This window comes from Akkermansia muciniphila ATCC BAA-835, from assembly GCF_000020225.1.
Classification (GTDB): Bacteria; Verrucomicrobiota; Verrucomicrobiia; order Verrucomicrobiales; family Akkermansiaceae; genus Akkermansia; species Akkermansia muciniphila.
Map to the genome: position 1 here is coordinate 510,470 of NC_010655.1, position 18,221 is coordinate 528,690.

The following is an 18,221-nucleotide window of genomic DNA, read 5'->3' on the forward strand; positions in this document are numbered from 1 at the left end:
TTGTGCTATCCTTTCCGGCCGGATGCCACCCATCCAGCCGCCTCACCATGGAAACCACGACAACCACCACTGCCGTTCCCCCGCTGGAACTGACCAGGGCACCCCGCAAAACCCCGTCCCTGGACCTCAGAGACATTCCGCAGGCTCCCGGCCCGGAAAAAGGAGTGCTGGCCCTCATGGCCATGGACCCGGCCACTTACGTGGGGCAGTGCGTGACCATCGGCATGACGGAGGACTACTTCTACCTCCCCGCGCACAAGCTGCTCTGGCGCCTTTTCCAGGCCCGCTATAACAAAAACGAACCCATTGACATCGTTTCCATCACCCAAGCTTTGGAAGACATGCACCAGCTGGAAGCCGTGGGCGGAAGCGCGGGCCTGGCGGAAATATACACCTTTACCACTACCGGAGCCTATTTTGAGCATTACCTCAATGTCCTGAAGGACAAATTCATCCTTCGCTCCATCATTGACATAGCCAACCAGTCCACCACGCAGGCCTTTGACAATCCGGACGACGTAGCGGAACTGCTGGATTCTGTGGAAACCCATATTTTCCAGATACGGGAACGCTATAACAGCGCCAAGGATGAACAAAGCCTGGCCAGCATCCTTAAACAAGCCGTCACCAATTTTGAAAAATTCATCGCAAGCAAAGGCCAAATCCAGGGACTGACCACGGGATTTGAGGAACTGGACAAAAAAAGCAACGGGCTTAAACCGGGGGACATGTTCATCATCGCCGCCCGCCCCTCCATGGGTAAAACCTCCTTTCTGCTCAACATCATTGAGCACATCGCGCTTAACGAAAAAAAGCCTACTCTGCTCTTTTCCTGTGAAATGCCCGCAGTCCAAATTGTGGAACGCCTTCTTTTTGCCCGCTCCGGAGTCCGCAGCCGGGAAATCATCAAGAGAGGCAACCTCACCCAGCTTGAAATGAAGCATTTCAAGCAAGCGGTCAAGGAAGTGGGAGCTTCCCAGCTTGTCATTGACGATACCGCAGCCATCTCCATCAACGAACTCCGGGCCAAAGCGCGCCGTGTCATGAGGGATCAGGGAGGTCTGGCCGCCATTGGTGTGGACTATCTCCAGCTCATGCGCTCCCACTCCAAACAGGCGGCCAACAGTCGTGAACGGGAAGTGGCGGAAATATCCGCCGGCCTGAAAGCCCTGGCCAAGGAACTCAAAGTGCCCGTCATCGTTCTGGCCCAGCTCAACCGCGGCCCGGAAAGCCGCACGGGAGCCAGCCTGGGCGTCCCCCGCATCTCCGACCTTCGTGAATCCGGCTCCATCGAACAGGACGCAGACATGATCGGCCTGCTCTACCGCTCCGCCTACTATGCGGAAGATGAGGAAAAACGCCAGCAAATGGCCGGACGGGCCAATCTGCATCTGGCCAAAAACCGCAACGGCCCCACGGGGGACGTTCCGCTCCACTTTGAAGCGGAACTCATGCGCTTCTCCACACGTGAGGCAGATGAACACGACCAGGAAAGCGAATAAAACCTCTCGCTGTCTGTGCCTGTTCTCTGCGGATTAACAATCCGTTACAGGCTGAAACCGAAGATAATTCTGTTTAATTCGGGCAAAGTTACAAGTTTCTACGATCATTGAAATGATACGTTCTTTCTACATGTAACTATTTCCAGAAAAGGGAATTCTCAAAATTTTATTGCAAATTTAAATACCGCAAAGGTCTGTTGAGTTTTCATTGGAAACCGATGATGCCAGTCGGGCTTGATTTCATGAAAACGTCCTCTGATATGAAAGGAAACGTCTACGCAAGTTATTTTCTCTTAGAATCAAATCTTGACCCCGGATTGTTAAACCGGTAGCATCGCGGCAACGTCAGCATTTCTTCTGGCCTTATTGATCAAATTATTTCTGTTTTTAATATGAAAAAAAACTTATTTATTGCTGCAATCCTCTGCGGATCATGCATCTCCGCTAATGCCGCCAGCATGGTCACGGAATGGACCGGCAATGCCGGCCCTACGGAAGGCAACACCTATGAACTGGGCAATGCAGACAACTGGAGCAACGGTGTACCCGCCCGCGGCAACAACCAGGGACCGGATGTAATTTTTAATAACACCGGAACCATCACCCTCAGCGGCTCCATGGTGGACACATCCGATGGCGGCAGCATTACTGTCACAGGCAACAGCAATGTTACGGTGGGGGGAACCCGCTGGACGGGAAATGTCACCATTGGAGCAGGTTCCGCTCTTTCCCTCTCACAAGTGGACTTTAAAAGCAGTGACATCATCCTGGACGGCACCTTCAACCTTGGCGTTTGCGGCATTGATGGAGGCGGCAATGGAGCCCGGCTTGTTTTCGGAATAAACGGGATCATGAACGTTAATCAGCAAATCTGGGGAGCATCCAGCTTCTCCGTTTCCGGGATGCTGGCCACCATATCCACGGATCTGGCTGCTGGAGAATTCCAATTTGTTACCCGTACGCTGATTACCTCATCCGGCTTCAATGGCGGTTCCATTTCCCTGGGAGACTTCACCGCTGAAGACGGCGGAGCGCTGACCAAGGCATCCGGCATCATGGAAGGGAACGCCGCGGACTACCAGGGCCAGTACTATCTCTACACGGAAGACGGGAATGTCAAAGTGCAGTACGTTGTGGCGGGAGCTGTGCCGGAACCTGCTACGGCCACCCTCAGCCTGCTGGGGCTGGCTTCCCTGATGCTGCGCCGCAGGCGCGCCTGACCTTTTATCCCCGGTCCTTTCCTCGACAGCCTGTATGCCCATGCGTACAGGCTGTTTTGTTTTCCAGGCGAGTGACGAAAACGTCACGGAAAACATCTTCATGCCATTGCCGGGAATCCGTAGCATTTTTTCATTATCTCCCGTTCGACGTCATGCAAGCCCACGCAAAATCACTCAACGAACGTTTCCGCACCCTCATCTCCCTGATTTTCGGTCTGGCTATCGGCTGTTCCCTGCTCTTCGGGGAATCCCGCTGGGAAACGTCTCCTCTCATTGAAGAAAGCCTCATGCTCCTGGCCTGCTTCATGGCCGGCATAGGCGCCTTCGGGCGCATCTGGTGCTCCCTCTACATTGCAGGTTATAAAAACAACGTCCTGGTTACTGACGGGCCATACTCCATGTGCCGCAACCCGCTCTATTTCTTCAGCTTCGTTGGCGGCATAGGCGTATCCTGCGCTACGGAGACCTTCACCATCCCCCTGCTTACGGCGCTGGCGTTCGGAATCTACTACCCGTCCGTCATCAGAAAGGAACAGGAAAGGCTCCTCACCCTTTTCGGAGACGCCTACCGGAACTATTGCAGGAACGTTCCCACCTTCATTCCCTCCCTCTCACGGCTCAAACCGCCGCCGGCCGCCTACTCCGTCAATCCCGCCACGTTCACGCACAACATTGTGGATGCGCTGTGGTTCATCTGGTTCATCGGCATCTTTGAATTCATCAGCGGACTTCATGAAGCCGGAATGCTCCCCGTATGGTTCCTCATTCCGTAACAGGCTCTTTTCTCCTGGCATCCAGAAGCCCCGCAAGCGCCCGTTGGGAAACCATCTTACGGAAAGATGAGCGGTCCCGCGGATAAAGCATCATCTCCGTCCGCGTCTCCCCCCCCCGGAAAGCCCAGGCAAGCCATACGGTCCCCACAGGCTTTTCCGGCGTACCGCCTCCGGGCCCCGCAATACCGCTGACGGCAACAGCAACATCGGCTCCGGAGCGTTCCAGAGCTCCTTCCGCCATCGCTTTAACCACGGGTTCGCTGACTGCTCCGTAACGCTTCAGAACATTCTCCGGAACGCCCAGCATCTCCGTCTTTGCCCGGTCGGCATAAGTAACCCATCCGAATTCAAAAACCCCGGAGGCCCCCGGAACATCCGTAATCCTCTTGGCAATCAGGCCGCCGGTGCAGCTCTCCGCCGTCGCCGCCTTCAGATCCTGCTGCGCCAAATGGCACACAACCGCTTTCTCCAGGGATGCCCCGGCAGGAGCGAGCACATACGCCCCGGCCAGAATGCGCAAACGGGCTTCTCCCTGTTTCAGGGCCACCTCACTGCCCACCAGGCGCACGTCCACTTCCCCGACGCGCGCGCAATACGCCACCTCCAGCCCCTCCACCTGGTGCAGGGAACCATCCACCAGCTCCTGGAGATCGCTCTCCCCTATCCCTACCAGGCGGAACACGCGCAAATGAGGAATATCCTCATCCGCCAAATCTTCCAGAAGCGGCATCACGGAATGTTCCACCATCGGCTTCAACTCCGCCGGCGGCCCCGGCAGCAGGATGAACATGGGAAGGGAACCGCTGGCAGGCATCACCAGTCCGGGCGCCGTCCCATTGGAATTCTCCAGCACCGCGGCGCCATCCGGAACCATGGCCTGCTTGAAATTACACTCCGCAATGGGAATCCCCCTCCGTTCAAAATAACTCTTCAGCCACTCAGCCACATGCTCGTCACGGTGCATGTCCACGCCGCACACGTCGCACAGGGCTTCCCGGGTCACATCATCACTCGTCGGCCCCAGTCCCCCGCTTACAATCACGATATCTGCGCGCCGGGCGCTCTCCCTCATGGCCTCGTTAATAGCGTAACCGTCGGGCACGACGGTTACCCTCCCCACACGGAACCCGGCCTCAAATAATCTGTTGCCCAGCCATGCGGCATTTGTATTCACAATACTCCCCAGCAAAATTTCCGTCCCGGTGTTGATCAATTCAACCCTGATCTGTTTCATGCAGCCAGTATGCTCCCTCAAGCACCCCGTGACATGCAACAATCCTGCCATGTATCATAAAAAACTTCATTTAAACTCCCCGTAAGATACATTAGGGGCACTGACAAAGACCATGAACACACCTTCCCGGCCCCGGGCCACCAAAATCATCTGCACTATTGGACCAGCAACAGACACTTCCGACATGCTGGGACAGCTTATTGAAGCCGGAGCCAACGTCTTCCGGCTCAATATGAGCCATTCCAAACACGACTGGGTCCGGGAAGTCGTCTTCCGCATCCGCCGGAAAGCAGCGGAGCTGGAAGCGAACGTGGCCATCCTATTTGACCTCCAGGGTCCCTCCATCCGTACGGGAGACCTGGCCGAACCCTACCATTTGAAAAAGGGAGACACGGTAGAAATCCGCCTGGGCACGGCCAAGCCGGAACTTCCTTTTTCCACCACGGTAAACTATGACGGCCTTCTGCAGGATGTTCAGGCGGGCCATACCATGGTGGTGGATAACGGCGGCATCCTCATGCGCATTGCGGAAGTACGCCCGGACAGGCTCATCTGCGACGTGCTCACGGAAGGCGTATTCGGCTCCCGCCGCCACATCAACCTTCCCGGCGTAGCGCTGCGGCTCCCGGCCCTGACGGAAAAGGATCTGGCGGACCTGGCCGTGGCCGTAGAATGCGAAACGGACTACGTAGCCATGTCCTTCGTCCGGGATGCCGCCCACATTGCCCAGCTCCGGGAACACATCGACAACTTGGGAGGCAAGGCCCAGATCGTCGCAAAAATTGAAGACCAGCAGGCTGTCCGACACATTGACGATATCATCCTGGCCGCAGACGTCATCATGGTCGCGCGCGGGGACCTGGGCATTGAAGTCAGCATTGAAGAACTGCCCATCATCCAGCGCCGCATCGTCCGCCATTGCCACAGGCTGGGACGCCGCTGCATCGTAGCAACGCATATGCTGGAATCCATGATAACCCAGCCCACCCCTACCCGTGCGGAAGTCACGGATGTTTCCAACGCCATCTTTGAACAAGTGGATGCCGTCATGCTTTCCGGAGAAACCTCCGTGGGCCATTACCCCGTACGCTGTGTGGAAGTGCTGGATTCCATCGCCCACCGCATGGAGTGCTCCGGCAATCTCAACTTCGCGGCATCCGCCATCCTGAACGGAGACCGCCAGAAAGCCACCAAGGCAGCCATCTCCCTGGCGGACTCCGTGGAAAACGCCTGTCTGATCGTCTTTACCCGCCGCGGCCTGGCCGCCACGCAGGCAGCCGTCCTCAGGCCGGAACGGGCTGCCATCTTCGCCTTCAGCAATGACCCTGTCGTTGTCAGGCAACTCGCCCTGGCGCGTGACGTAACCGCCTTTGAATCTCCCTTCCTGAAAGACCCGGCCCGCATGATTTCCACCGCCCTGGACCTGCTGAAGGAAAAAGGGCTGATCTCCTCCGGCCAGCCTGTCGTCATCCAGGGGGACAGCCTGCAAGGGGAACTGCTGGCGGATTCCATTATCTTCATGCGCGTGGAATAATGGCCTGCACCTTTCCTATAGAGCGGGAGACGGCCGTGTGGCCCCCGTCCGCCCCCCTCAGGGAACTCCTGCTGGATGCGGATCCGGACGAACGCCGGATAGCGGGTCACCTGGCCCACGGCGAACTTTACGTCGCAAAAAACTGCGGGACTGCCGCCGGAGTCATTGTTATCCGTCAGACGGGGAAACATACATGGGAAATCATGAATTGCTCCGTAGCTCCTGAATATAGAAGGCAGCGTTGCGGAACAGCCCTGGTACGGCATGCCCTGAACATCATCAGAAACAAAGGGGGCCGGTATGCGGAAGTGGGAACGTCCGATGCGTCTCCGGGGCCAATGGCCCTATATGAAAGCTGCGGATTCCAGGTCTATGGCGTTATCAACAACCACTTCACGGACAACTATCCGGAACCCGTCTGGGACAACGGCGTGCAATGTATTGACATGATCCGCATGCGTGCGGACCTCTCCCTTCGGAAAGAAGGAGCGCATCATGCTGCTCAGAAAGCATAAACCACGCTGACTCCCGTCACCCAGCTATTGCCCTTTACCAGCGTTCTTCCATACACGCGGTTCACCCCGTGGGAACCCTTGCCGAGCCAGTGCAGGCCAACAAAAGGCTCTATAAAAACATTCCCGAACAGACGGTAATTCGCCGTCACCCTGAAATAGAGGGACTGCCAGCCATTGCTGCTGGAAGGCCAATAGGAAGAACTCAACACGGCACCGAATTTAAACCCCATATAAAGGTTTTCCGTCATCCGGAAATCCGATCCCGTGCACATGTCAAACCACCAGCCCGTGATTCCGTAAAAGGAATAGGCGGCACTTCCCTGCGCATAAAAACCGGGGAGGAATCCCACATCATGGCGCATAATCAGTGCCGCTTCATACGTTGTCCCCCCATTGCCGAACAAACGTTCGGAAGCAAACCCCGCCAATCCGCCGTCATTCGCACGAAAGGATAATGCCGCATACGTAGCTTTTCCGAACTTCCGCTGAAGACCAAGATCCACCATCGTCTCATTCTCTATATCAACCGCCGGATGCCCCAGAAAGATCTCCTCCTTCAGAGCCAGAATCAGGGAATACCGGTCATTCAAATCGCTTCTCCAATCCAGCCGCAAAGGAGCCGTGGGATTACAGCCCGTGGGAATCAGCCCCCTGAACTCGTAATTAGTGGAATACCCGGCTTTGATACTGCCGCTGACCGGTCTTAAAGCAGGAGCGGAAGGAACCTCCGGAATGCGTGATTCCGCCGAAGAAACGGCCATGAAAGCGACGGAGGCCATGCCCGCTCCAAGGAGAAAAGAAAAAAAGAAATTCATAACATCGGAATGCCGTACGGAAAGTATTCTGGATAAAAAAACTCCTCTTGGCAACAAGCAAAAACGCCGCTGTTTCCTGCTCTGCTTCAGGAAACATCATTCAGGCCTGCCCGCTGCCAACTTCAGAAAAAATAAACGAGACCAGCCCCGGCCACTACTCCGAAATTCTTATAAGGCTTGTCGCCCCTGTCCGAACCTCGGTTGGCCTTCAAGGCGCCCTCTCCGGCCCAGTTGAAGCTGACGAAGGGAACGAGAGACAGGTTCTTGGCACCCAGCTTCACCGGAAGTTCAGCCTTCAGCCACCATGCCTGGGAACCGTTGGACATAAAAAGGGATTTATTGTCAAAATAAGAGGAAGTGGCAGACATCCCGGCGCTCAATACAAAATCGGCGTCGGAGCAGATAGCAGCCTGATACCCCACATGCGGCCGGAACCACCAGCCGGTCATGCCCTGGAAGGCATAGCTCATGGCTACGCCGGCAAACCAGTTTCCGGGCAAACCGTAATCCAGCGTCAGATAAAATTCCTGAATGACGGAATGGGTATTCCTTCTATACACATCTTCATCACTCATCCAGGTGGCGTTATAATCATACCTGGCAAAATTCCCAAGCAGGCCGCCGTGAATCAGGTTCCAGCCAAGCGTCGTGGACAGGTTCTTCAGTAAACCGTCCCGGTTCTTCCATCCAAAAAGAAAATCAGTCTCGTTATGAAAAGAGAAATCTCTTTCCCCTGCCATGTGGTGTCCTGAAATCAGGAACGTACAAGATGCCGCCCCAACAACGGAATTACAATCATCCAGCTTATAATTCAAATCCACACTGGCAGGAATAATTCCATCTCCTTCCGTCAGTGAATGAGAAGCCACAATGCCGCGGCAGGTGTAATTGGAAGCATACCCGGCATCAACTTCCCCGGACAAAGGACAGTCCTGTTCCACGGGAACAGGAGAAACAGTTTTAACGGAAATTCCCGCAAAAGCGGAAGCGGCAAGAAAAACGGCACCCCCCGCAACACCAATGATATTTCTGAATTGCATCATCACGCTTCAAATGAAAATTTGGATATCGGCGCATTGCAAAAAACGGAGTTCATAAAAAACAATGCGCCGCCATCAATTAAAAAAAGCGCGGCGGATTTCTCCGCCGCACCTGAAAATATAATTCAATCGCAGGCCGGATGGCTTAGAAAGAATAGACAAGGCTGGCTCCAGCCACTACGCCGAAGTTCTTGTAAGGCTTGTCTCCCTTATCCAGGCCCTTATTGACCTTCAATGCGCCACAGCCGGCCCAGTTGAAGCTGACGAAGGGAACAAGGGACAGATTCTTCACTCCCAGCTTCACCGGAAGTTCAGCTTTCACCCACCAGGCCTGAGCGCCATTGGCCTGCTCGAACGCAGCGCCAAAATAGCTGGACGTGGCAGACATCCCGGCCGTCACGACAATGTCCGTGACGGGGCAGAGGGCGGCCTTGTAGCCAACATAAGGTTGGAACCACCAGCCGGTCATGCCCTGGAAGGCATAGCTCGTGGTTACGCCGGCAAACCAGTTCTGAGTCAGATCGTAATTCAGATTCAGGTAAAATTCCTGCGTGACGGAATGAGCATGGTCATACTTGGCAAAGCTGCCCAGCAAACCGCCGTGAATCAGGTTCCAGCCAAGCGTCGTGGACAGGTTCTTCAGCAAACCGTCCTTATTCTGCCAGCCAAGGTTGAAATTGGTCTCATTGTGGAAGGAAGTATCCCTGTCCCCCATGAGATGGTGGCCTGAAGTCAAGGTCGTATAAGAAGCGGAAGCCACGATGGAGTTGGCATCGCACAGCTTGTAATTCAGATTGACACCGGCGGGGATGACGCTATCCCCTTCCGCCAACGCGTGGGAAGCCACAATGCCGCGGCAGGTGTAATTGGAAGCGTAGCCGGCGTAAATATCGCCGGACAGCGGGCTGGAAGTCGCCACAGGAGCGGGAACCGGAGTCGGAGCAACAATCTTGACGGGAGTACCCGCAAGAGCAGCTCCGGCAAAGGATGCCACAACTGCCGCAACACTGATGATGTTCTTGGTTTGCATGACTATTACTTGGTTAGGGTATTAATTGTTGATTTGCTAACATGGAAAGAAAAATGCTTTTTCCCCCCTTGTTAAGAAAAGTGAAACATTTTCGTCACAAAAGTAAAGAATTTTCTCTTGATAAATCAGCAAGTCATTGATTTCACATTATTTACATCCACCAACCCCATGACAAAAAATCCAATTCTCCATATCTTGCCAAACCTTCCCTTCCAAGGCCTGGCCGGATACAGACACTCCGCACCATCCAGAAGCCTGTCTTCTTTCAGGGCAGGAGAAGGATTCACCAGAACCCTCCGCCTGCAGGAAAGCAGCATGGGCAGATCCGCGGCACTGTCGCTGTAGGCAACGGCGTTTTCCAGAACACCATGTTCCGGCAGTACATTCCGCTCCCGCAGACGCTCCACCTTCACCGCCCCCTTATTATTACCGTTCGGCAGTTCCGGCATTGCCGGCATGCGTTCCTCCAGAAGCACATCCGTTCCCAGAACTTCGTCAAATCCCAGCAGTTCGCCCAGGGGCTTCACGTAAAATGATGGAGAAGCGGAAACCATGAGACACAAATAACCCTTCTTCCGATACCCTGCCAGCCGCTCCTTCAGCTCCGGATAAATCCATTCCTGCGCCATCTCGGCAAACTTCCGTCCATATTCCCGCACCGTTTCAGCGGGAAGCCCCCACAAATACATGAGATAAGCCCTCTTCATCCGGTTCTCATCCCATATTCTCAAAATATAGAGCGGAATACAGGCCAGGAAAAGAAAAATCAGCAAGCGTCTCCAAGGATGGCGCCTCACCACAAAACAGGAAAAAATATATTGCGTATCCCAGGGAAGGAGCGTGCCGTCCATATCAAACAGCGCTGCGCCTCTTTTTTTCCAATCGTCCGTCATGCTTTCATCCTATACCCGCTTCCCTTAACTCTCAACACCCAACTCTTCCATGCCCCTCCTCCTGAATGCCCAAAACCCCGGCCGCCGAAAGGCAACCGGGGTTTTGAAGCAAATCCAGAAGGAAATAAGATTAACGGGAGTAAAATTCCACGATGAGCTGCTCGTTGACGATGGGAGCAATCTCTTCCTTGGAAGGCACGCGGGCAATCTTGCCCGTGAGCTTGTCACGGTCGCATTCCAGCCAGTCAGGAACCACAGTAGCCTGAGTCAGGTCAAGGAAACGGGTAACCAGCTGCTGGGAAGAAGCCTTGCCGCCTACGGCAATGACATCGCCCGGACGGCAGGAGTAGGACGCGATATTCGTCTTCTTGCCGTTCACGGTGATGTGACCGTGGGAAACAAGCTGACGGGCGCCGGCACGGGTATTGCTGAAGCCGAGGCGGTACACAACATTGTCCAGACGAAGCTCAAGGAGCTGAAGCAGAATATCGCCGGTAATGCCGCGGCGGCGGGCGGCTTCTGCATAATACTTGCGGAACTGACCTTCAAGCACACCGTACTGGAAACGCAGTTTCTGTTTTTCAGCAAGCATCACGCCATAGTCGGATTTCTTCTTGCGGCCGGCGCGCATGCCATGCTGGCCGGGAGGGAAGGGGCGCTTTTCAAGAGCCTTGGTGGAACCGAAAAGGGCAACGCCAAAACGGCGGGACACTTTATCGCGGGGACCGGTATAACGAGCCATGATATATTAGATCTATATAGGTAAAAGATTCTCAATTAGACGCGGCGGGCCTTCGGAGGACGGCAGCCGTTGTGGGGGATGGGGGTCACGTCCTTGATGGAGGTGATTTCAATACCGATCGTCTGCACGGCACGTACGGCGGATTCACGACCGGAACCGGGCCCCTTTACGCGCACTTCCACTTCACGCAAGCCGTGACCCATGGCCTGGCGGCAGGCGTCCTGGCACACCACCTGCCCGGCATAGGCCGTGCTCTTGCGGGAACCCTTAAAGCCCATCTTGCCGGCGGAGGACCAGCCGATGACATTGCCGCGCTGGTCAGTCACAGTTACGACGGTGTTATTGAACGTGGAGGAAACGTGAACCACGCCCGTGGAAACGTTTTTGCTGCCCTTGGCCTTCAGGATTTTGGGCTTGTCATCATCGCCGCCCAGACCAAGTTCCGCAAAGATATCCTTGCGGGGTTCGGGCTTCTTGATTTCTTCAGGAGCGGAAACAGCGGCGGCCGGAGTTTCAGCGACGGGAGCGGAAGCTGCCGCTTCCACAGGCTGTTCGGCGGTTTCGTTGGTGATTTCTTCGCTAGCCATAGTAAAGCTATATTAAAAATTCAGGTTGGCGGATTACTTCTTCTTGGCCTGCGCGCCAACGGTCTTCTTCTTGCCTTTACGGGTGCGGGCATTCGTGCGGGTACGCTGACCGCGTACCGGAAGGCCGCGGCGGTGGCGCTGACCACGATAGCAGTTGATGGAGGTCAAACGCTTGAGAATGGATTGCTTTTCACGACGAAGGTCACCTTCAATCAAAATGCCGTCGGTGGTGATTACTTGAACAATCTTCGTGAGCTGTTCGTCGGTAAGCTGTCCCGTGCGGATGTCGGGATTGATGCCTGCTTGTTCCAGGATTCTCTTAGAAGTCGAGCGACCAATTCCGTAAATATACGGAAGGGAAGCCTCGATGCGCTTCTCGTTGGGTATTTCTGTACCGAAAAGGCGTGCCATAATGGATTGGATTTGCTAGCTGTTATTTTTCTCTGCCTCGCGCAGAGCTATTGCTTGGGGCAAGATGGATACCATAAATTGAGGTTTTGACAAGACCAAAACATCATTTTTTCTATTTTTAATCTCTTGCACCGCTTGAAGATGCATGCCGCCCGTGGCGGCGGAGGATGCGCTCCACAGCCCAGGAAGCGTGTTCCTCCACCAGAGGAGACTCCCCGTAAAGCGCCTTCAGAAAATCAATGTCATCCGGAGTCCCCGCATTCCCCAGCACAACGCAGCCGTTACGCAGCAGCCCTTCCCTCTTGAGCCTTTTCAACGGGGAATTCCGGAACAGGGCCGCAAAACCGCCGGCATCCAGGGAAAGAAGACCACGCAGGGGAATGGAAGCCAGCAGACGGGACATGCGGAACCGTTCGTCAACGTCCGGCAAAGGCTTACCATTCCAGGGACAGACCGTCACGCAGGTATCGCACCCGTACAGGCGCGTGCCTATCAGGGGACGGATTTCTTCCGGAATAGCCCCCCGGTGTTCAATCGTCCAGTAGGAAAGGCAGCGTCCGGCATCAACCTGACCGTTTTCCATAATTGCGCCCGTCGGACACAGGGCCGCACAACGGCGGCAACTGCCGCATCCGTTTGAAACCGGAGCGTCCGGTTCCAGTTCCAGCGTAGTCAGCAGGGTAGCGATAAAAAAGCGGGAGCCCCCTTTCCTGCGCACGATCAAACCGCTTTTCCCGCGCCAGCCCAGGCCGCAGGCCTCCGCATGGTCCCGTTCCATAACAGGGCCGGAGTCCACATACCCCCTCTGCTTCCCGCCGTAAATGGAAAGCAGCTCCTGCAAATCCGCCAGTTTTTCCTCCAGAATTCCGTGGTAATCCTTTCCATGGGCGTAAAGGCAAATGCTACCCTCCCCCTCCGGGCGCCTACCGGGGCTGTCATAATCATAGGACAGGCAAATGACGGAACGGCATCCGGGAAGCACTTCCGCAGGATCCGTGCGCCGCTCCGGGGAAAGCGCCATCCACTCCATCCCGGCGTGCCATCCGCGCTCCAGCCATTGAAACAATTTTTCCGCATGCGGGCTTTTTTCCGCACGGGCCACCCGGCAGCCGGAAAAACCAAGCTGCCGGGACACGGCGCACAAGGAATCTTTAATAACAGAGGAATCCGGAGTCAGCACGCCGGAATCATGAACAAGAGCATGCCTCCCACCAAGAATTTTCTTCTGTCCGGTGGAAATTGGATTGCCTGCACCCCGCCGCCGCTTCATAATGCCGCATATATGAACATCCGGATTCTGAGCGATGGGAAACAGGGCCACCTCAACCAGTCCCTGGGGCTGGCGCAGGCTCTGATCTCCAAAGCGGGGGGAACCGTGGAAACGGTAGACCTGCAGGGGCTTTCCCTTTTGGGGAAAATCCGGAAGGTCGTCACAGGCAGCGACATTCCACGGCCGGATCTGTTCATTTCCGCCGGACATGCAACGCATATCCCGCTCATCTGCGCGCGGCACCATTTCAAAACCCGGGCCGTCCTCTGCATGAAGCCTACGCTTCCCTGCTCCTTTTTCGACCTCTGCCTTATTCCCCGCCATGACCTGGATTCCGGCCGCGATTACACGGATACGGATATCTTCCCCACCCAGGGAGCTCTCCACCCCATGAGACCGGATCCCTCCGTACCAAAGGATACCACACTGATTCTCATAGGAGGGCCCAGCAAAGATTTTGACTGGGATGACGAAAGCATGCTCAACCAGCTCGCGTCCATCAGCATCCACACCCCCGGACACCTTGTTCTAACCACCTCGCGCCGGACGCCGGACGGCTTTGCGGAAAAAATCCGGACGGCCGTTCCGGAACTAACCGTCGTTCCCGTGGAGGAAACCCGGCCGGGGTGGGTAGCCCGGCATCTGGCGCACGCCTCCGCCGCCTGGGTCAGCCAGGACAGCGTCTCCATGGTATATGAGGCTCTTGGCTCCGGCGCGCCTGTAGGCATCCTTTCCGTACCGCGCCGACACGGCAGCCGCAAATCCCGCATCCTGTCCGGCCTGGAGACACTGGAAAAGGAAGGCATGGTTACTGGATACAGTGACTGGAAAAAACAGAACTTCCGCCTGACGGCTCCCGGTTCCCCGCTTCTGGAAGCGGACCGTGCAGCAGACTACATCCTCTCCAGATTTTTCCCTCAGCTCCGCGCCTTATGAAAATAGTACATCTCGTCCCCTCCATGGAATCCGGAGGCGTGGAACAAGTCGTTATGGAACTGGGCAGCGGCCTTTCTTCCCGGGGCGTGGAAAATATCGTCGTTTCCGGAGGCGGACGCCTGGTGCCCCGTCTGGAAAAGGAAGGCTCCCGCCACATCCTGATGCCGATAGGCAAAAAAAGCATCTCCACTCTCTTCCGCATCGGGGCCCTCCGCGCCCTGCTTCAGGCCGTCAGGCCGGATATCCTGCATCTCCATTCCCGCGTTCCTGCGTGGGCAGGCTACCTGGCATGGAAAAAGCTCCCGCCGGAAGACCGCCCCGGCCTCGTCACCAGCGTTCACGGCTTCTACTCCGTCAACCGGTACTCCGCCATCATGAGCCGAGGAGAGCGGGTGATCGCCGTCTCCAACTGCATCAGGGACTACATCCTTGACCATTATCCGTCCACCCCTCCGGACCATATCAGAATCATACCCAATGCTATTTCCCCGGACCAATATCACCCGGCCTACTCCCCCTCCCGGGAATGGCTCACGGGCTGGTTCATGTCCTATCCTGAACTGAAGGGGAAATTCACCCTGTGCCTGCCGGGCCGCATCACGCGCTTGAAAGGGCATCTGGATCTGATTCCGGTCGTCAGGCAGCTTCTGGAACAGGGAATCCCGGCCCACGCCGTCATTGTAGGAGAAGCAAAGAAGGGAAAAGAAGAATATAAAAACGAGGTCCTGCGGGCAATAGAACGTTCCGGCGTCTCCCAGTCCTTCACCTGGACAGGCCATCGCCAGGATCTGAGGGAAATCCTTTCCACATGTTCCGTCACCCTCTCCCTGACCAAAAGCCCGGAAGCCTTCGGCAAATCAACCCTGGAGGCGCTCGCCCTGGGCAAACCCGTAGCCGGATACGCCCACGGCGGAGTCAAGGAACAGCTGGACGCCTTCCTTCCTGAAGGGAACGTCGCCGTAGGAGATACCGCCGCCATGGCGAACCTGCTGGCCCGCTGGCATACCCAGCCCCCCCCCCTGCCCCGGCAAATTCCTTCCCCTTACAATATGCAGGATATGATTCAAGCCCATCTGGACGTTTACCAGGAACTGACACCTTATTCATGACACCCCGGGAAGCAGCCATAGCCCTGAACCTGATACCGGGCCTGGGCCCTGTCAGAATCATGCGTCTCCTGCAGGTATTCGCCTCTCCGGAACTGATTCTGGAATCCCCTTCCTCCCTGTTGATGGAAATTCCCGGCGTGGGGGCGCAGCTGGCTTGCCGCATTTCCTCTTGGCGGAGCACCGTCAACCCGTACAGGGAACTGGAACTGGCGGATAACGCGGGGGCCGCGGTAACCACGGTTTTTGACGACTCCTACCCATCCTCCCTGCGTGCTCTCCCAGACCCGCCCATTGTCCTCTACTCCTGGGGAAACTGGACCGGAACGGATGCCGAACGCTCCATTGCCGTCGTCGGCTCACGGATGGCCACCCATTACGGCAGGCTTTGCGCCAGAAACATCTCCCATGACCTGGCGGAAGCCGGAATAACTGTCATTTCCGGACTGGCGCGCGGCGTGGACACGGAAGCCCATACCGGGGCCATGGACGCGGAGGGGCGCACCATCGCCGTTATCGGGGCAGGTCTCAACAAACTGTATCCTCGGGAAAACAGAAACTTGGCGCAGCGCATTGCGGACGGGCATGGAGCGGTAGTCTCCGAGTTCCCGATGGACCTGCCCCCCTCCCGCACCACTTTTCCCATGCGCAACCGCATCGTGAGCGGCTGGAGCCGCGCTACGCTGGTGGTGGAGGCGTCCGGACGCAGCGGGGCCCTGATCACGGCCCGAACGGCGGCCGAACAGGGTCGAGACGTTTTTTGCATTCCCGGACCGGTTGACCGGCATTCTTCCGACGGATGCCATGCCCTCATCCGGGACGGAGCCATCCTAGCTACCGGAGCCTCCGATATTCTGCAGGACATGAACTGGGCCGTTCCGGAACAGGGACTGCCTCTCTTCTCGCCATGCTCCCCTGCCGGAGCCTCAACCCCACCGCTTCCCACTTTGGAAGAAAAGGAGATTCTCCACGCCATCAGACTGGGTTTCAATACTATTGACACCCTCTGCACCTCTCTGGGAAAAGCGGCGCATACCATCACCCCGCTTTTGGCCAAAATGCAAATTGCAGGGCAAATTACTCCGGACGCCGGAGGGTATTTCTCCATTAACGGCAGGGAACTTTAGGCAGATTCCGCTTTTCCGCCGGGGAAAACGCCAGGTCCGGGGCTCCTCTCCCTGACCATGGAACCGGAAGGGAGCGCCGTCCATCTCCCGTATAAAAACCTTTCCATCCGGATGCAAAAAAAACGTCTCAAAATAGTCGCCAAACCCTTTCCTTCAATAATTCTATTCCAAAAATTAAATATATCGGCAGGACATCCCCGGCATTTTAAATGCCTGCGGCAAATTTACATGCCCGCGAAAAACAAAATATGTTCGAAAAAAATCTCTGCCATATTTACTGGATGCAGGCTCGGGCGCATACGGCAACACCTCTTAAAAAGAACTGTTGACGAACATATTTTGAACGCATCACTCCTGCCTGGAGTCTCATCCTTCACAAGATCTGTCCGACGGATGGGAAAAGCAATTCAAAATCCGTTCAGGGTGGTTTTTGGTTCCATAGGTAGTTAATAGAGAAAAAAGGCCGCGGATTGTCCGATCCGCGGCCTTTTTCGTCCGGCTCTTTTTCAAATGCGGAGTTTGGGCTTGATGAACGAAACTTCTTACTGTAGCAACAAGACATGCGTTTATTCGCCCTTCTTGCAGGATTCTCCCTTTGCCTGAGCTCCACAAGCTGCCAATCGTACGGGGATTCAAGTGACTACATCCCCCTTGCAACGCCCGTTCCCCCACAACTCTCCCAGCTGGTTTCCCATGCCCTCCCCCGACCGGCCAATTTCCCCACACGTCCCGTAGCCATCCCCTCAAGCGCCCCGCGCACGCCCCGCTGCGCCAGCGCCTGCGTCATGGACGCCCTTACCGGCAAAGTGCTCTTTTCCCACAACGGCCTCCAGCACCGCCAGGTAGCCAGCACGCAGAAACTCGTGACGGCCATGGTCGTGATGGAACACGGCAGCCTGGACAAAAAAGTGGTCATCCAGCCTTCCGATACCAAGGCGGACCCCACCAAACTGGGATTCCGGGCGGGGGAAGTCTATTCACGCCGCGAACTGCTCAATGCCATGATGATCCGCAGTTTCAACGACGTAGCCCTGGCTCTGGCCCGCGATACGGCGGGTTCCGTTCCCCGTTTCGCCCAGTTGATGAATGCCAAAGCCCGGCAGATGGGCATGTACAACTCACGCTTCGCCAATCCCAACGGCCTCCCGGCGGATCAATATTCCACTGCCATTGACATGGCCCGCTGCGCCTATTATGTGTACCGCAACCCGGAACTGCGCAATATTATCTGCAAACGCCAATATGCCTTTACCCGCGCCAACGGCAGAACGCTTCTGCTGAGAAACACCAACAAGCTGCTCACCCAGAACCCCTGGGTTACCGGAATGAAAACCGGATACACGAACGCCGCCGGACGCTGCCTGGTTTCCTCAGCCGGCGTCAACGGGCGCCATGTCATCGTCGTCGTCCTCGGCTGCCATCCGTCCCGTATCTGGACGGAATCGGAAAACCTGATCAGATGGGCTTTGGGATCCGCCGCATAAAT

18 protein-coding genes are annotated in these 18,221 nt (G+C 56.0%); 9 read left to right on the plus strand and 9 right to left on the minus strand.

Annotated elements, in window-relative coordinates:
- The first annotated feature begins 47 nt into the window (after positions 1–47).
- The 3 genes from dnaB (at position 48) to AMUC_RS02375 (ending at position 3,495) form a co-directional block, all read left to right on the plus strand.
- Positions 48–1,502, plus strand: coding sequence for a replicative DNA helicase (dnaB, locus tag AMUC_RS02365; RefSeq protein WP_012419480.1), 1,455 nt, complete (start codon positions 48–50; stop codon positions 1,500–1,502).
- A 392-nt stretch (positions 1,503–1,894) separates the two neighbouring features.
- A complete protein-coding gene (locus AMUC_RS02370; protein ID WP_012419481.1) occupies positions 1,895–2,722 on the plus strand; it encodes a PEP-CTERM sorting domain-containing protein in 828 nt (275 codons plus the stop codon).
- 152 nt (positions 2,723–2,874) lie between these two features.
- Positions 2,875–3,495 (plus strand): methyltransferase family protein, encoded by a 621-nt coding sequence (locus AMUC_RS02375; protein WP_012419482.1) that lies wholly within the window; start codon positions 2,875–2,877, stop codon positions 3,493–3,495.
- Here the strand turns inward: AMUC_RS02375 and AMUC_RS02380 are convergent.
- Entirely contained in the window at positions 3,485–4,729 is a 1,245-nt protein-coding gene (locus tag AMUC_RS02380; RefSeq protein ID WP_012419483.1) for a competence/damage-inducible protein A, read from the minus strand. The two genes, AMUC_RS02375 and AMUC_RS02380, sit on opposite strands and share 11 nt — an antisense overlap.
- Before the next feature lie 112 nt (positions 4,730–4,841).
- On the opposite strand from AMUC_RS02380, the gene pyk reads away from it, so the two are divergent.
- Complete coding sequence (gene pyk / locus AMUC_RS02385; RefSeq protein ID WP_012419484.1) at positions 4,842–6,263, plus strand: pyruvate kinase; 1,422 nt, start codon at positions 4,842–4,844, stop codon at positions 6,261–6,263.
- Positions 6,263–6,778, plus strand: coding sequence for a GNAT family N-acetyltransferase (locus tag AMUC_RS02390; RefSeq protein WP_012419485.1), 516 nt, complete (start codon positions 6,263–6,265; stop codon positions 6,776–6,778). Before pyk ends, AMUC_RS02390 begins: the two co-directional genes overlap by 1 nt.
- Here the strand turns inward: AMUC_RS02390 and AMUC_RS02395 are convergent.
- The 8 genes from AMUC_RS02395 to queG form a co-directional block, all read right to left on the minus strand.
- The gene (locus tag AMUC_RS02395; protein ID WP_012419486.1) at positions 6,766–7,593 is read right to left on the minus strand and encodes a hypothetical protein; all 828 of its coding nucleotides are present in this window, start codon (positions 7,591–7,593) and stop codon (positions 6,766–6,768) included. The two genes, AMUC_RS02390 and AMUC_RS02395, sit on opposite strands and share 13 nt — an antisense overlap.
- 122 nt (positions 7,594–7,715) lie before the next feature.
- Positions 7,716–8,636 carry a hypothetical protein gene (locus AMUC_RS02400; protein WP_012419487.1) on the minus strand — a complete coding sequence of 307 codons (921 nt, stop codon included), beginning with the start codon at positions 8,634–8,636 and terminating at the stop codon, positions 7,716–7,718.
- 142 nt (positions 8,637–8,778) lie between these two features.
- Positions 8,779–9,663, minus strand: a complete 885-nt coding sequence (locus tag AMUC_RS02405; RefSeq protein WP_012419488.1) for a hypothetical protein — start codon at positions 9,661–9,663, stop codon at positions 8,779–8,781.
- A gap of 125 nt (positions 9,664–9,788) precedes the next feature.
- A complete protein-coding gene (locus AMUC_RS02410) occupies positions 9,789–10,556 on the minus strand; it encodes an HAD family hydrolase (RefSeq protein WP_012419489.1) in 768 nt (255 codons plus the stop codon).
- Between the two features lie 130 nt (positions 10,557–10,686).
- The gene (gene rpsD / locus AMUC_RS02415) at positions 10,687–11,298 is read right to left on the minus strand and encodes a 30S ribosomal protein S4 (protein ID WP_012419490.1); all 612 of its coding nucleotides are present in this window, start codon (positions 11,296–11,298) and stop codon (positions 10,687–10,689) included.
- A 35-nt stretch (positions 11,299–11,333) separates the two neighbouring features.
- Entirely contained in the window at positions 11,334–11,885 is a 552-nt protein-coding gene (rpsK, locus tag AMUC_RS02420; protein WP_012419491.1) for a 30S ribosomal protein S11, read from the minus strand.
- A gap of 33 nt (positions 11,886–11,918) precedes the next feature.
- Complete coding sequence (gene rpsM / locus AMUC_RS02425) at positions 11,919–12,296, minus strand: 30S ribosomal protein S13 (RefSeq protein WP_012419492.1); 378 nt, start codon at positions 12,294–12,296, stop codon at positions 11,919–11,921.
- A 118-nt stretch (positions 12,297–12,414) separates the two neighbouring features.
- Positions 12,415–13,431, minus strand: a complete 1,017-nt coding sequence (queG, locus tag AMUC_RS02430) for a tRNA epoxyqueuosine(34) reductase QueG (protein WP_204223447.1) — start codon at positions 13,429–13,431, stop codon at positions 12,415–12,417.
- A 147-nt stretch (positions 13,432–13,578) separates the two neighbouring features.
- On the opposite strand from queG, the gene AMUC_RS02435 reads away from it, so the two are divergent.
- The 4 genes from AMUC_RS02435 (at position 13,579) to AMUC_RS02450 (ending at position 18,219) form a co-directional block, all read left to right on the plus strand.
- Positions 13,579–14,502: a mitochondrial fission ELM1 family protein gene (locus AMUC_RS02435; RefSeq protein ID WP_012419494.1), complete on the plus strand. Its 924-nt coding sequence runs from the start codon at positions 13,579–13,581 to the stop codon at positions 14,500–14,502.
- Positions 14,499–15,611, plus strand: coding sequence for a glycosyltransferase family 4 protein (locus tag AMUC_RS02440; RefSeq protein ID WP_012419495.1), 1,113 nt, complete (start codon positions 14,499–14,501; stop codon positions 15,609–15,611). Before AMUC_RS02435 ends, AMUC_RS02440 begins: the two co-directional genes overlap by 4 nt.
- Positions 15,608–16,735 carry a DNA-processing protein DprA gene (dprA, locus tag AMUC_RS02445; protein ID WP_012419496.1) on the plus strand — a complete coding sequence of 376 codons (1,128 nt, stop codon included), beginning with the start codon at positions 15,608–15,610 and terminating at the stop codon, positions 16,733–16,735. The genes AMUC_RS02440 and dprA overlap by 4 nt, the downstream gene beginning before the upstream one ends.
- Before the next feature lie 560 nt (positions 16,736–17,295).
- Positions 17,296–18,219: a D-alanyl-D-alanine carboxypeptidase family protein gene (locus AMUC_RS02450; RefSeq protein WP_012419497.1), complete on the plus strand. Its 924-nt coding sequence runs from the start codon at positions 17,296–17,298 to the stop codon at positions 18,217–18,219.
- The last annotated feature ends 2 nt before the right edge of the window (positions 18,220–18,221 follow it).